Annotated in this window: 15 protein-coding genes and 1 pseudogene; 9 read left to right on the forward strand and 7 right to left on the reverse strand. The window is 63.1% G+C overall.

Annotated features, from left to right (window positions below):
• The first annotated feature begins 59 nt into the window (after positions 1 to 59).
• The 3 genes from K6I40_RS13750 to K6I40_RS13760 all read left to right on the forward strand — a co-directional run bounded on the left by K6I40_RS13750 (position 60) and on the right by K6I40_RS13760 (position 4,081).
• Positions 60 to 983, forward strand: coding sequence for a 2-dehydropantoate 2-reductase (locus K6I40_RS13750; RefSeq protein ID WP_222919602.1), 924 nt, complete (start codon positions 60 to 62; stop codon positions 981 to 983).
• Positions 984 to 1,088: 105 nt separating this feature from the next.
• Positions 1,089 to 2,315, forward strand: coding sequence for an iron-containing alcohol dehydrogenase family protein (locus K6I40_RS13755; protein ID WP_222919603.1), 1,227 nt, complete (start codon positions 1,089 to 1,091; stop codon positions 2,313 to 2,315).
• Between the two features lie 140 nt (positions 2,316 to 2,455).
• On the forward strand, positions 2,456 to 4,081 hold the full coding sequence (locus K6I40_RS13760; RefSeq protein ID WP_222919604.1) for a PQQ-binding-like beta-propeller repeat protein: 1,626 nt from the start codon (positions 2,456 to 2,458) through the stop codon (positions 4,079 to 4,081).
• A 38-nt stretch (positions 4,082 to 4,119) separates the two neighbouring features.
• Here the strand turns inward: K6I40_RS13760 and K6I40_RS13765 are convergent, their stop codons facing one another.
• From K6I40_RS13765 to K6I40_RS13780, 4 genes are all read right to left on the reverse strand, one after another.
• Complete coding sequence (locus K6I40_RS13765) at positions 4,120 to 4,617, reverse strand: hypothetical protein (RefSeq protein ID WP_255682039.1); 498 nt, start codon at positions 4,615 to 4,617, stop codon at positions 4,120 to 4,122.
• 113 nt (positions 4,618 to 4,730) lie between these two features.
• Positions 4,731 to 5,474, reverse strand: a complete 744-nt coding sequence (gene queC / locus K6I40_RS13770) for a 7-cyano-7-deazaguanine synthase QueC (protein WP_222919605.1) — start codon at positions 5,472 to 5,474, stop codon at positions 4,731 to 4,733.
• A gap of 21 nt (positions 5,475 to 5,495) precedes the next feature.
• Positions 5,496 to 6,296 carry a 7-carboxy-7-deazaguanine synthase QueE gene (locus K6I40_RS13775; protein WP_222919606.1) on the reverse strand — a complete coding sequence of 267 codons (801 nt, stop codon included), beginning with the start codon at positions 6,294 to 6,296 and terminating at the stop codon, positions 5,496 to 5,498.
• A 1-nt stretch (position 6,297) separates the two neighbouring features.
• A complete protein-coding gene (locus tag K6I40_RS13780) occupies positions 6,298 to 6,774 on the reverse strand; it encodes a 6-pyruvoyl tetrahydropterin synthase family protein (protein ID WP_222920368.1) in 477 nt (158 codons plus the stop codon).
• A 236-nt stretch (positions 6,775 to 7,010) separates the two neighbouring features.
• On the opposite strand from K6I40_RS13780, the gene K6I40_RS13785 reads away from it, so the two are divergent.
• Positions 7,011 to 7,910 (forward strand): hypothetical protein, encoded by a 900-nt coding sequence (locus K6I40_RS13785; protein WP_222919607.1) that lies wholly within the window; start codon positions 7,011 to 7,013, stop codon positions 7,908 to 7,910.
• Between the two features lie 116 nt (positions 7,911 to 8,026).
• Here K6I40_RS13785 and K6I40_RS13790 read toward each other — a convergent pair whose 3' ends face one another.
• Together K6I40_RS13790 and K6I40_RS13795 are read right to left on the reverse strand one after the other, a co-directional pair.
• Positions 8,027 to 9,139 carry a hypothetical protein gene (locus K6I40_RS13790; RefSeq protein WP_222919608.1) on the reverse strand — a complete coding sequence of 371 codons (1,113 nt, stop codon included), beginning with the start codon at positions 9,137 to 9,139 and terminating at the stop codon, positions 8,027 to 8,029.
• A gap of 287 nt (positions 9,140 to 9,426) precedes the next feature.
• Positions 9,427 to 9,783, reverse strand: coding sequence for a helix-turn-helix domain-containing protein (locus K6I40_RS13795; RefSeq protein WP_222919609.1), 357 nt, complete (start codon positions 9,781 to 9,783; stop codon positions 9,427 to 9,429).
• Between the two features lie 167 nt (positions 9,784 to 9,950).
• Here K6I40_RS13795 and K6I40_RS13800 point away from each other — a divergent pair, with 167 nt between their 5' ends.
• Positions 9,951 to 10,634: a molybdopterin-binding protein gene (locus K6I40_RS13800; RefSeq protein ID WP_222919610.1), complete on the forward strand. Its 684-nt coding sequence runs from the start codon at positions 9,951 to 9,953 to the stop codon at positions 10,632 to 10,634.
• A gap of 16 nt (positions 10,635 to 10,650) precedes the next feature.
• Here the strand turns inward: K6I40_RS13800 and K6I40_RS28445 are convergent, their stop codons facing one another.
• Positions 10,651 to 10,785 (reverse strand): hypothetical protein, encoded by a 135-nt coding sequence (locus K6I40_RS28445; RefSeq protein ID WP_255682041.1) that lies wholly within the window; start codon positions 10,783 to 10,785, stop codon positions 10,651 to 10,653.
• A gap of 161 nt (positions 10,786 to 10,946) precedes the next feature.
• On the opposite strand from K6I40_RS28445, the pseudogene K6I40_RS13805 reads away from it, so the two are divergent.
• From K6I40_RS13805 to K6I40_RS13820, 4 genes and pseudogenes are all read left to right on the forward strand, one after another.
• Positions 10,947 to 12,130 (forward strand): annotated as a pseudogene (locus K6I40_RS13805) (ATP-NAD kinase family protein).
• A gap of 153 nt (positions 12,131 to 12,283) precedes the next feature.
• A complete protein-coding gene (locus tag K6I40_RS13810; RefSeq protein ID WP_222919611.1) occupies positions 12,284 to 13,315 on the forward strand; it encodes a phosphate uptake regulator PhoU in 1,032 nt (343 codons plus the stop codon).
• A 406-nt stretch (positions 13,316 to 13,721) separates the two neighbouring features.
• Positions 13,722 to 13,907 carry a hypothetical protein gene (locus tag K6I40_RS13815; RefSeq protein ID WP_222919612.1) on the forward strand — a complete coding sequence of 62 codons (186 nt, stop codon included), beginning with the start codon at positions 13,722 to 13,724 and terminating at the stop codon, positions 13,905 to 13,907.
• A 112-nt stretch (positions 13,908 to 14,019) separates the two neighbouring features.
• Positions 14,020 to 14,244 carry a hypothetical protein gene (locus tag K6I40_RS13820; protein ID WP_222919613.1) on the forward strand — a complete coding sequence of 75 codons (225 nt, stop codon included), beginning with the start codon at positions 14,020 to 14,022 and terminating at the stop codon, positions 14,242 to 14,244.
• Positions 14,245 to 14,297 lie beyond the last annotated feature (53 nt).

Raw genomic sequence — 14,297 nt, forward strand, 5'->3', positions numbered from 1 at the left:
GAGTCATCGGGCCGCTTGCCCGCCACAACTCCTTTGATCGATCTGTCCGTACTGCGGGTATGAAATTCGCTGTCTTCGGTGCCGGCGGCGTCGGCGGCTACCTCGGAGCCCGACTCGCGGATGCGGGCCACGAGGTCCATCTCATCGCGAGGGGCGACCACCTCGCCGCCCTCGAGTCCGACAGCCTGCGCGTCGAGAGCATCCGCGGCGATACGTCTGTCGAGCTACCGGCGACCGACGACCCGGCGGATATCGGGGCCTGTGATTACGTCCTGTTCTGCGTGAAGGCCCACGACACGCGAGATGCGGCGACTGATCTCGAGCCACTGCTCGGTGCCGACACGGCCGTGGTCACCTTCCAGAACGGCGTCGACAACGAACAGTGGCTTGCCGAGGAAATCGGCGAGGACCACGTCGTCGGCGGGGTGGCCTACATCTTCTCGACTATCGGCGCACCCGGCGTCGTCGAGCACACCGGCGGCCCGGCCCGGTTCATCTACGGTGAACTCGACGACGAGCGAACTGACCGAATCGAGCGACTCGATGGCGCACTCTCGGAGAGCGAGGGCGTTGACGCCGTACTCGCCGAGGACATCACCGTCGAACGCTGGCGGAAATTCGCGTTCATCTGTGCACATGCCGGGATGACCGCAACGACTCGGCTCCCGGTCGGCGAACTCCGTGAGACCGACGCCTCCTGGACGATGTACCGTCGACTCATCGAGGAGGTCTGTACCGTCGGGAATGCGGAAGGCGTTGACATCCCTGAAGATACCGTCGACGGGTGGCTCGAGTTCGCTCGCGACCTCGATCCGGGGATGTACTCGTCGCTGCACTACGACCTGACACACGACAAGCAACTGGAACTCGAGGCACTCCACGGCTCCGTCGTTCGACACGCGGACGAGGTCGGCGTCGAGACGCCGATGAACGAGGCGGTCCACGCGATCCTGCGTCCCTGGGCCGACCGAAACGAGCGGTAATCCGGCGTCGGGACTCGACGCTCGAGAGATTTCGATATCGACTGCGGCCACGAACGGGTGGCCGCTGCTCTCGCTTTTAACACCGATCGCCCCGTATAGGAGTCCATGACGAGAGCCGACTCGAGCGACCGTGATCCGGCCTTCCGATTCGAGTACGACCCCGCGACGATCAGGTTCGGTTCCGGCTGCGTCGACGACCTCGCGACCGAACTCGAGGCACAGGGTCTCGAGCGCGCCCTGGTCGTCTGTGGCTCGACCGTCGGGAGCACGCCCGAAGTCATCGACCCGGTCAGGACGGGCCTCGGCGATCGGCTGGCCGGCGTTTTCGACGAGACGACGCCGAAGAAACGGCTCGCGACGGCGGTCGACGGCCGCGAGCAACTGCGGATAGACGACGCCGACGTCCTCGTCAGCCTCGGCGGCGGCAGCAGTCTCGACGTCGCAACGGTCATCAGTGTTCTCGCGGCGACCGACCGACCGGCGGCGGACGTGGCCGAGGAGTTCGCCGAGACGGGGGCGATCAGCGTCCCCGAGGACGGACTGGTCCCGATCGTCGCGATCCCTACTACGCTGGCCGGTGCCGACCTCTCGATGGTTGCCGGCGTCACCGCCGCGCCCGAGTCGGGGCTGGTCGATGAGGAGATCGGTGGCGGGGTTTCCGATCCCGGACTGATGCCCGTGGCCGCGTTCTACGATCCGGAACTGGTCGCGACCACGCCCGACTCCGTGCTCGCGGGCTCGGCGATGAACGGCTTCGACAAGGGAATCGAGACGCTCTACGCGAGTAACGCGACGCCGGTGACCGACGCGATGGCGAGACATGGCCTCGAGAAACTCGAGGACGGCCTCGGCGCGTTCGGCGACGGCGACCGCGATATCGGGACGTTCGAGACGATCCTCGAGGGGATCGTGCTCGTCCAGTACGGTATCTCGCGGCCCGGCGAGACGACGGCCTCGATCGTCCACGCCTTCGGCCACGGACTTACGCGGACATACGATGTCCAGCAGGGAGCCGCACACGGCATCGTCGTCCCCCGCGTCCTCGAGTATTGCTTCGGGCAGGAGGGCGTGGACGCCCGATCGGGAATGCTCGCGAACGCGCTCGGCGTCGGGGAGGCCGCGGATCAGCGCGCTGCGGTCGTCGAGGCAGTCACCGAGGTTCGGGACGCGCTCGGCCTGCCCTCGCGGCTTCGGGATGTCGATGGCCCCGAACCGGACGAGTTCACCGCGGTTGCCGAAGCGATTCTCGAGGACCCGTTCATGGCCAACGCGCCGCCGGGATTGGACCCGACTGTCGAAGAGATCGAAGGCGTGCTCGAGCGGGCGTGGTAAGTACCTGAAAAACAGCAGCACCCACTTACACTGCCACGTATTTCCGCTGTAGCAACCGTTCTCACTCCCGTGTTTCCCAGATGGGACGGTGTTATCGAACCGATAAGTAACAGTACTCGATACCGCCGTCCGAATAGAGTATGAGCGAGTACGCAAGACGGAACGTGCTACGGTACGCCGGACTCACGCTTGCTGTCGGAACAGGTGCAACGACGGGTACGGTAGCAGCCCAAGAAACCGACGCCGGCGGAGCCGGGGACAACGAAACCGCGGGCGGAGAATCGACGGCCGACGAATCGACGACCACGAACGGCGCGAGCGGCTGGTCGTCGATCCGCGGCGATGCGGGAAACACGGGTTTCGTTCCGGGGGCGGCCGGGCCGAAATCGCCGGTCGCTGTCGACTGGGAGTACGACCACGGCGGAACGTTCGCCGTCGTCGACGGGACGGTCTACCTCGTCGCTGACGACGGCCAAGTGCGTGCGATCGACGCGGCCGACGGGTCGCTCCACTGGGAAACCGAAATCACGACGGCGAGTCGGGAGGAACCGGTGGTCGCCATGGGGCCACCGGCGGTCGCACACGACACGGTTTACGTCACCAGCAAGAGGGGAGAGCCGAATCTGACCGCGCTCGACGTCGCGACCGGAGAGCCCCGCTGGCAGAAGAGCGACCTCGGGTCCGAGACGAATCTATCACCTACGGTCGCGGACGGACTGGTATTTCTCGTCGCCGACAAGGTCCTGTACGCGCTCGACGCACACAGCGGCGAGCAGCAGTGGCAGTTCGAGCCGGGCACGGTGACGACTGACGACGGGAAGGAACGGGGCGATTACCTTCAGCGAGACTCCGTCGCCGTCGCTAACGGGACGGTGTTCGCCCTGGGCATCAATCAGCTGTTCGCCCTGGACATCGAAACCGGGGACGAGCGGTGGACGGACCGCGTCGAAGACTGGGCCTCGAGCACGTTTTCCGGCCGTCCGGTAGCCGCCAACGGTGTCGTCGCCGCCGTCAAAAACGACGTCGTAACGGTCTACGACGCCGAAACCGGGACGAAACGATCGACGGCTCCTACCCACTCGCTGGACGTACTCGCCGGCGATCGCGTCTACGCCGTGACCGACGACGAAGACGGCGAACGGAAGACCGTCACCGGCTACGATTCGGAGACGGGGGATCGCGTCTGGCAACCGTCGGACGGCGACAGGTCGTTCGCTTCGGCGGTCGTTGACTCCGAATCCGTCTACGTAGGGCTCGAGGAATCAGGCGTGGCCGCGTTCGACCGAACGAACGGAAGCGGCGACTGGCACGTCGACACCGGTACGAAGCCGCGACAGGTGGCGGTCGTCGGCGAAACCGTCTACGTCAGCGGTGATGCCCTGTTCGCGATCCGAACCGACGGCGAAGATCGAGTCGACGAGGGCGACGACGGCGACGAGAACACCTCCGACGACGGGAACGAATCGACCGATGCCGGGAACGAATCGGCCGATGCCGGGAACGAATCGGCCGATGCCGGGAACGAATCGACCGATGCCGGGAACGAATCGGCCGATGCCGGAAACGAACCAGCTGATGCCGGAAACGAATCAGCCGGTGCCGGAAACGAGTCGATCGGTGGCTCCGAGAACGAAGCGGCCGACAACACCGATACCGAATCGTCCAACGATTCCGATGAAACTCCCGGGTTCACCGCCGGTACGAGCATCGGTGGCGGGGCACTCGCCCTCGAGTGGCTGCGCCGACGGACCGACATCGACGAGTGAAACGCAGACTCGCGGCGGCGTGGTAGCGACGATCGCCGTCAGCGGTTACGACTCGCAGTTGCCTCCATCCCCCTCTTCGAACCCGATTCGACCGCCGGTGGTGATTTGACACCGCGTCGCGGCGGCTCGAGGCCGGGATGGAGCGGCGAGCAGGCCCTGACGACGTAGATTGCCAAGATGGTCCCGCCGGTAGCGAGGACGAACAGGACCGTCAGGTCGGCGACGTGGACGATCTTGAGGACAGTGAGACCGAACCCGCCGGCCAGGAGGGAAATTACCTGTCCGACGGAGACCCAGTCGGGGACGCGCTCGACGACTGCCGTCCGATAATAGGTCGCGTACAGGAACCCACACCACGTACTGAGGAGCATTGTCGGCCAGTACTCGATGGGCCGGGGAAGCCCCATCTCACTGTGAACGAACCCGGCAAGGAACGGGAGGCCGAGGGCTAGCGTCACGAGTTCGCCGCGACGCCCCTCGGGGAACTGCCAACCCCCGTCGTCGTCTCGGAACCATCGAAACACGGAGTGCGTCACGAGCGACCAGTTCGACGTGTCGGCTGTTGAAGGTTTTTATCGTGTTCCGGAATCCGGACGGGTTTTAACGAATTTTGAGGCATTCCGACGGATCGTGACAGATCGCGAGCGGACTACAGACCAGTAGTTTCGTCAGCGTACGATGGTCGCTCGGCGTACTCGATCGGGTCGCGAACGCCGATGTTCTGGAACGCCTGCAACCGGAACGCGCATGCATCGCAGGTGCCACAGGCCGGTTCGTTCTCGCGATAGCAACTCCAGGTGTGTTCGTAGGGCACCTCGAGGTCGACGCCGCGCTCGGCGATGTCGGTCTTCGACCACTCCACGAAGGGGGCGTCGATCGAAATCTCGGTCTCGGGTTTCGTCCCAACGTCGACGACCTGCTCGAAGGCCTCGAAGAATGCGGGCCGGCAGTCAGGATACCCCGAGAAGTCCTCGCTGTGGGCACCGATGAAGACCGCCTCGCAGTCGTTGGCCTCGGCGTAGGAGACCGCTATCGCGAGCAGGTTCGCGTTCCGGAAGGGGACGTACGAGGTGGGAATCTCGTCACTCTCCATATCGGCGTCCGCGACGTCCATCTCCTCGTCGGTCAGACTCGAGTCCCCGATCGCCGAGAGGTGGCCCGTCTCGATCTGCAGGAAGTCCGCCGCGTCGAACTCCTCGGCGAGTCGGCATGCACACTCGAGTTCGCGGTCCGCCGTGCGCTGGCCGTACGTAGTGTGTAGGGCGTAGATCTCGTAGCCCTGCTCGCGGGCCTCAGCGGCAGCGGTGGCGCTGTCCATGCCGCCCGAAAGGAGGACGACGGCGCGTTCGGACATCGATTCGTCGGTCGTGGCGTCAGTGGTCGCGTCGGTCATAGTGATCTCGAGTTGCTGTGATTACGTCTCAGGCGCGTCGTTCCAGAGGTCGACGTGCAGTCGCGGCGTGTAGCGGAAACCGTACTCCATCGCGAGGTCTGCGACTTTGGTGCGGGTCTCTGCGAGTCGTTCTCGGGTCGCCCCTTCGGGCATCAAAAGCACGTCGTCGTCGCTGACCGGGACGTCGGCGGCGTCGCGGAGGTCCGCGAGCAGATCGAGGATCTCCGGCATGTCCTCAGCGTCGGTCACGACGAACTTCAACTGAAAGTCGTAGCTCTTCACGAGTCGGGTGAGCGAGTCCATATCGATCCGGTCGCGCTCGTGGCGCTCTTCCCACTCGCCCTCCCCTTTGGGATCACGGTCGGGCGTCGGTGTACTGCTCTCGAGTTTCGGGCTCACGGACGCGAGATCGATCGGCGCGTCCCGGTAGATCGTCCCGTTGGTCTCGACGGTGGTGTGATACCCCCGATCGTCGAGGGCCTCGAGCAAGGCGGCACTCTCCTCGTGAATCAGCGGTTCCCCGCCGGTGAGGACCACGTGGTCGGCGTCGTGGGACTCGATCTCGGCGAGAATCTCCTCGAGGTCCAGCCAGGCGTGGGTCGGTTCCCAGGAAGTGTGATAAGAGTCGCAGAACCAACATCGAAGGTTACAGCCGCTCGTGCGGACGAAAACCGACGGGACGCCAGCGAGGGTTCCCTCGCCCTGCAGGGAGTAGAATAACTCGTTGATCGGCAGTCCGTCGGGTGATTCCTCGTTCTCGGCTTCGGCAGCAGTATCCGAATCGGTTTCGGACTCGAGGTCGACGGAATCGGAAACAGGCATCTCAGATCTCGCTCCCGCCACAGAGTTCGCTCGTTTCGTTGACCTGTACTGCGACGTCGGTGACCGTTTCGGGCAACGCCGCCTCGAGTTTCCGCTCCAGGAGGATGCTCATCACTTCGGCCGTCGGCGGGTGTTCGAGGACGATGACACCGTCGTCGTCCCCAGCCGCTTCGAAGGCTTCGACAAGGGGATCGTCAGCCTCGAGCAGGAACATGTGGTCCCACTCGGATATTACGTCAGTAATATCTCCTTTGTCCGCAATCCATCCCGCTTCCGTTAGCTCGCCCGTGACGGTGACGGCAACCTCGTAGTTGTGGCCGTGGGGTCGCGAACACTTGCCATCGTGGTGTTGGATCCGGTGACCGGCGCTAATCCGTATCGGCCGGTCGTAGCCGACGTGGAGGACGCGCCGGGTTCCGACAACCGAGTCATCGACGGGACTCCCGTCAACTGCGTCTTCAGCTGCCTGGCTTCCCATGCGTTCAGTCATACCCAGATATTATCTTGGGAATACTTAAACCTGGAGGATCAGGCGCAGGGCTTCCGGCCCAGTCGGTCCGTCCTGCCGAGTCGGGTCGATCAGTCGTTTTTGTCGGTGCTAGCACCGAAAACGGTCGTGATCGGGGTGGTGCTTCGGGAGGAAGTGCCTGACGAGATACTGCAGGATTCCGAGCGGTAACCGATGCTCTTACACGATGAGTTCCAACGGGCCGTATGTGGGAGTTCGAATCGGGAACGGACGATCGACTCACGTGGACGGCAACCTCGACGCCGATCGAGGGTGCCGTTTACGACGTCACGGACGCGGCGAACGGCCCCTGTGCTGTCGGTGGCGGCGGTACCGTCGTCGGTCGAGCCGCGGACGGATCCTGGGGTATCGTCGTACCGGATGGCCCCGCAGCACGAGGCGAAACACTCCACGCAGTCGCTGCCACCGACGACGGACGGCGAGTGTGGTTCTCCGGTTCGGGAGGAGCGGTCGGCTACTACGACCTCCCGAGCGGTACCCGGGTCGATCACTCCAGACCCGATGGAATGGACGTCACGTTTCACGCGCTCGCTGTCGCCGGCACTCGCGGCTCCGAGAAGCTCCTGCTCGCCGACGGAAACGGCGTTGTCCTCCCCGGAATCGTCGCCGGTGATCAACCGGACTGGAACCGGCGGACGACTCCCGCTGATGGAACCGCAGTCACGGCGCTTGCAGCCGACGGTGAGGGAGTCGGATACGGTGTCGACGACAATGCGAACGTGTGGAAGACGGCCCCAGAAGGGTGGGAACGGATCGGCCTCACTGATGTGGAGCACAGCCTCTACGCGGCCGCGACTGGGGCGTCAACTCTCGTCGTCAGTGGCGGGAACGGCCGACTGTACGAACGCACCGAGGCCGACCAGTGGACTCCACACTCCGTGGGCGACGCCGCCATCAAGTGTCTGGACGTGAACGGACGAGAGCGATTGGCGGGTGGTGAGAGCGGCCTCCTCCGCGTTCGGGAACGCGATACATGGCGCGAAACGGACTGGAACGGGACGGAAACGATTCACGGCGTCCTCGTCGGCTCGCCGAGCATCGCCGTCGGACAAAACGGTCTCATCCTCGAGGGCAGGGCGGAGTAAGTAAGTCGGATCGTCGATGCTATTGTCGACTCACTCCTGAATGTCTGACTGGAGCCGGATCCCGACATTCGGTGCCCGTCGTTCGATGATGGAACGGATGCTAGCTATAACGGCTGCTAGTTATCCGTGTCGTCGGTCGATTCCTCGTCCGGTTCGGACTCGTCGGCGTGTTCCGACTTGCTCGGTCCCTCCTGCTTGCTGCTACTGTCGTCACCCGATGTCGTCGTCGAACTCTCGTGAGGGGTTTCGTCGGGTTCGAAATTCTCACCCCGACCGTCGAAGTTGTCGCCGTCAGGACTCGTTCGCGCATCACGGGGTTCGCCACGGAGACGTTTGATAATGAGCCCGCTTTTGCCGACCGCGACATCCGGATCGCCGAGTGCGATGTCGTTGAGGTCGCTGTCAGTAGGTGTGTGTTGTTTCTCCCACCGCTCTCCACCGTCGATGCGCTGGAATAGGGCACCGCCGTCTCCGAGAGCGACCAGCTGGTCGTCGTACTTGTCGAAGGCGTAGAGTGACTTTTCGCCGACCCCGATTGGGGTCCAGTCCTGATACGAGTCATCGTACCGGTAGAGACGGCCATCACCAGCGGCCACGTACACGCGTTCGTCCTCGCCCGCCCAGATGTCGTAGAACTTTACCTGCGCATTGACGATTCCAATGTCCTCCCAGCCGTCGTCTTCGGTGGTTTTGAACGCGTTCCCACTCGTGTCGACGGCGTAGCCGTAGCCGTTCGGCGAGGCCGCGAGGCCGGCTACTTTTGATCCCTTCTCGTTTGGCTTGCTCGTGACGCCCCAGTTCACATCGAACCCGTGGAGCGTAACTGGAAGGATTTCGCCGGAGCCGTTTGCAACGAGGAGTTTCTCGTCACCCGTCTCCCCTGAGACAGCGATCCCTTCCCAAGTGCTCGTCATCTCCTTTGGATACGAGTAGTCGAACTTCCGCCGCGTCTCGATGTCGTAACAGCCGATCGCACCGCTCGAGCCCGCAAACCAGATCCGGCCGCCATCGTCCGTGACATCCAGTCCCCGAAGCCGGTTGTCCCTGACGTTGGGACCGTCGTCGATGATCACCTCCCAACCGTCGCCGCGGTTGGCGACAATGACACCGTCGTCACCGATTGCGTAAGGACCAGCAACCGTGTCCACGACCTCGAAGAGATCGATCGAGAACGGCGTTTCGACTGACTGCCACTCCGGTTCGTCCGCATCAGGGCCGAGTTCCCACATGCACCCTATCGAAGCGACTCGAGGGGAATAAATAGTGTAGACGTTCTTATAATATACGTCGAATCCTCTAGGCATCGACGTAGTTCAGACAGTTGTCGATGAGATGACACTCGTCGATATCGGAGACGGGCAGATGGAGACCGTGCGGCGAACGTGGCCCCTACCGACGCGGTACTCGAGTGACATCGCTCGCCGAAATCGGCGGGGTGTTGCAGTTCAGTCGACAGCGATCACGACTGGTAGACGACTGAGAGAAGGGGTAGTTACGTGGAGGCTCGGACCCGGACTCAGTCCTCGAGTTGATCCTGTAACCTGTTCTTGGCCTCGGTGCGCCGTTTTCGCGAGAACGTGGGGACATCGTCCGAAAAGTCGATTTCGATCTCGTCGAGCGTTCGTCGATAGATGTTCGTTCGTCGGCCCTCGTCGGAGAGTTGTCGCCCCTCGCAGGTCAACAACCCGGCGTTGACGAGTTCTTCGATCCGACGATAGCAGGTCGCGATCGGTATCTCAATATCTTCGCTCAGTGACTGTGCCGATTTCGGTGTGCCCGCAGCACAGAGAATCTCTGCGCTATATTTACTCCCCAGCGCAGAGAGGACTGCAGCCGAATCCACTTCGTTGTATTCTGTCCGACTCCGAGACATACTCTCCCTCTTACCAATAATCTGGATTGAATCTTGTGGTTACTGTGAATGGTGCTATATATTCACTGAGAGGAACGGTCGCGATTCAATGACCGAAATTTCGTCGACTCGGAACCGACTGCGACGAGGGCGAGACCCATTTGAGGACCGGGCTCGAACGAGTCGGTATGAACGTCGCGGTCGTAACGGTCGGGGACGAACTGCTCGCCGGACGAACGACGAATACGAACGCCACATGGCTCTGTGAACGGCTTGCCGATCGCGGCGTCACCGTCGAGCGGGTGACCACGGTCCCGGACCGGATCGGCGATATCGCCCGCGTCGTCAACGAATACCGCGCGGAATACGACGCTGTCATCGTCACCGGAGGCCTCGGGCCGACCCACGACGACATCACCATGGACGGCGTCGCCGCTGCGCTCGGCCGCTCGGTCGAGGAACACGACGCCGCCCTCGCCTGGCTCGAGGAAGACGGCTACACCCGCGACGATCTCGCGTCGGGAACGGCGGACCTGCCGGCGGGCGCACGAGCGCTCCACAACGAGACCGGCGTTGCCCCCGGCGCGGTCCTCGAGGGCGTCTACGTGCTTCCAGGCGTCCCCTCGGAGATGAAAGCGATATTCGAGTCCATCGCCGAGGAGTTCACGGGCACACCGACGTATCGAGACGCAGTCGTCGCCGACGAACCCGAAAGCGCATTACTCGACCGGATCGCCGAACTCCGCGAGCAATTCGATGTCTCCGTGGGAAGCTATCCGGGCGACTCGGTCCGGATCGAACTCAAGGGGACCGACGAGGCGACCGTCGCAGACGCGGCCGCGTGGCTCCGCGAACGGGTCGACTCACCGTAAGGTCGGGCCGGGCAGGTTAGCGGTAGAAAGAGAGCAACCAAGCGATCGTCACCAGCAGGCCCAGGGCGAGCGCGCCCCAGCCGACGAACTGCATCGGCAGCTCCGGTTCGGTTTCCGTCGCGAGAACGGCGGCCTCGATCAGTGCAGTCATGATCGGCGATCGGTTCGCATCCCTCTTAACCTTTCAGAAAGCGAGCCGGTCTCCCGAAGCGATCTCGAGGCGCGGGCACAGTCGTCGAACTCCTCCTCAAGACGCGGACCCGGTGATCCCCCTGCGATACGGCTTTGCCACTGGCGTCCCCATGCCTCGCTATGGAGTCCATCGGCGTCGTCGTCAACCCGATCGCGGGGATGGGCGGTCGGGTCGGACTGAAGGGGACTGACGGGAACGTCGCGGAAGCGCGTCGCCGCGGTGCCGAGCCACGGGCGCCGGACCGTGCACGCGAGGCGCTGCGATCATTGCACCGGCGTGCGCCCGAGGTTTCTGTCTTCACGGCCGCGGGTGTGCTGGGCGAACGCGCGGCGAGAGACGTCGGCTACGAGCCCGAAGTCGTCTACGAGCCGGCGGATAGGAACCACAGAGCCGAGTCGGCCGATTCGCCAAGCGCTACTGAACCAGCAACCGCGGAGACAACGGCGGCCGACACGCGGGCGGCCGTTCGAGCGCTCCTCGAGCGCGACGTCGATCTCATCTTCTTCGTCGGCGGCGATGGGACCGCCGTCGACGTCGCCGAAGTACTCGAGGCCGATGGGGGCGACACGCCGATGCTCGGCGTGCCGGCCGGCGTCAAGATCTATTCGTCAGTCTTCGGCGTGACGCCGGCCGACGCCGGCCGGATCGCCGCCGAGTTCGACCGCGTCGAGCGCCGCGAAGTCAACGACATCGACGAGGACGCGTACCGCGAGGGGGAGGTTCGGACGGCGCTCAAGGCCATCGTCCCGGTTCCCGTTGCTCCGGCCGTCCAGTCGGGCAAGCAGGTCTCGAGCGGGAGCGTCGACTCGCTGGCCGCGGGGTTCGCCCGCGAAGTCGAACCGGGGCGAACCTACGTCTTTGGTCCCGGCAGTACCGTCGGCGCGATTGAGGCGGAGTTGGGAATCGACCCCTCACCGCTGGGCGTCGATGTCTGGCGAGCCGCCGAAACGGGGGGCTCGGGGGGTTCGGACGGCGACGCAGGCGGTCCATCCCCAGAGCATGGGGAACTGCTCGTTCGCGACGCTGCGGAGTCGGACATCCTCGCGGTCCTCGCGGACCCCGTCACGATCGTCGTCTCACCGATCGGCGGACAGGGCTTTATTTCGGGCGCGGCAATCACCAGATCTCACCCGCAGTGATCCGGCGGGCCGACGACATCGAGGTCGTGGCTGCCGGCGAGAAACTCAATGACATTGATTCATTGCGCGTCGACACCGACGACGCAGAGATCGACGACGAACTTCGTGGCTGGCTCCGAGTACGGACCGGCCGGTTTACCACTCGCCTCGTGAACGTCGTCTAGGGGATACTGCCATAGAGACTAAGGTATCCCCTCGAGACCGCGAATGTCTAAGGTGTCGACTGAAACGGTCACTGAAATCAACCATATAACGATTCGATCCTATATAATGAGCATATAGTCAAGATTAAGGTCGGTTCGGTCCTACGGTGTCGTATGGAAACGCGGAAAGTGCAACGACTTGGTCCGTCGACGCTCGCGATGACGCTCCCCGCGGAGTGGGCATCCGAACACGGCGTCGAGAAAGGAGACGAAGTCTCGCTTCGGACCAGCGGGAAAGGAACCCTGACCGTGATGCCCGAGTCCGCCAGCTCGGAGGAAACCGAATCGATCATTCACACCGACGAACTCGACGCCGACGCTGTCGAGCGCGCAATCGTCGCCCAGTACGTCCTTGGCCGGCGCATCATCCGCATCGAACGCGAGGACGGTGCCCTCGAGTCCGACCACATCAACGCGGTCTACCAGGCTGAAACGCAACTGATGGGACTGGGCGTCATCGAGGAGACCCCCGAGAGCATCTCGATTCGCTGTTCGGTCGACCCCGAGGACTTCACGCTCGACAACTTACTCGAGCGCCTCGAGCGAACCGGCCAGACGATGCGTGGCGAGGGGATCAAGGCGCTGGCCCACGGCAACCCCGATCTGGCCCAGCGCGCCCTGAACCGGGAGCGACAGGCCAACAAGATCTTCGTCCTGTTGTTGCGACTGATCTTTACGGCCTACCAGAACCCTAACCTCGCGCGAGCGGTCGGCCTCAACACCGGCTTCCCGCTGATCGGCTACCGCTCGATCGCGAAGAACCTCGAGTTGACCGCCGACAACGGCGAGGACATCGCCGATATCGTCATCGAGACCGAGGGCCACACCCTGAACGTCGACAGCTCGGTGATGCGCGAGATCCGAGAGCTGAACGATCTGGTCGACGAGATCACGTCCCGCGCCGTCGAAGCGGCCGTCGAACGTGACTACGACAAGTCCAACGAGGTCCGGGCGCTGTTCCACGACATCTCCGACCTCGAGCAGGAGATTCTCTCGGGGCTCCCGGAGATGGACAACGAGGATCTGCTGCGGATCCGAGAAGTACTGGTCAGCCTCCAGCAGACCGCCCAATACGCGATGCGGAACGCCGAAATTGCAGCGAATCTCGCGCTGAACGAGGAGTCCGAACACACCACGATCAAGTGATAGCCACCCCGGCAGTCACGCCGGGATTTCCCGACAGGTAGGACAAGATGGTATCACTGATAGTAATCTAATTTCTCAGTTATCTCTCTCGTCAGCCTATCATACTTCACATCAGCGTTACCCCGTTCGATTGTGTGAGATGCGTTTCAGCGTGATAGTACCGAACGGACTCACCACCACACTGCTGCTGGAAGCGAGTGAAACGCACTTTCAAACCGTTTGAGGAGAGGTATTGCAGGCTGTTTCTCTTTCAGATTACTTATGAAAATGAAAGATGGTGGAATCTTATTGCTCTATGACTGGCTCTACGAGCTTACTGAAAGTTCAGGTCTCCAGTGTGTTGCTTTTGGATCTCAGGCGCTCAGGAATGAGTGAAGTTAAGAGACCCCACACACAACGCCCGAGCATGGCTACGGAAACCGAGACGACGGACAAGGGCGTTGGACTGGCGCTCGCACTGGGCGCGCTCGCGGTGATCGGCGCACTATTGATGTATACCGGCGCACCGGACCTGACGGCGGCGTGGGGCTTCGCTGCGGCCGTTCTCTTTAGCTCGCTGGCGGTCGTCGGTATCCACCTCTACTGGCACTAACCCGACACTGATGACGATCGAAGCCGCTGCCCAAGTGGTGATCCGCGTCGACCGGGGCCGTACCGGCCGTTAAGAGTTAAGACCAACGACTCCCTACAGAGACATACGGACGATGACCGATTACTCCGACGAAGAGCAGCGAATCATCTCGTACCTCCGCGATAGCGCCGCACGCGGCGAGCAGTACTTCCGGGCGAAAAACATCGCGGACGCGATCGGACTCTCGTCGAAACAGGTCGGCGCTCGCCTCCCCCATCTCGCGGAGAAGACGGACGAAGTCGACATCGAAAAATGGGGCCGTGCTCGGTCGACGACCTGGCGCGTCACGATCAGTTGACCAGCGGCGGGGATCGGACGTCATCACAGTTGGACCCTGACCGAGACCCGATC

Source organism: Natrinema sp. SYSU A 869, assembly GCF_019879105.1.
Classification (GTDB): domain Archaea; phylum Halobacteriota; class Halobacteria; order Halobacteriales; family Natrialbaceae; genus Natrinema.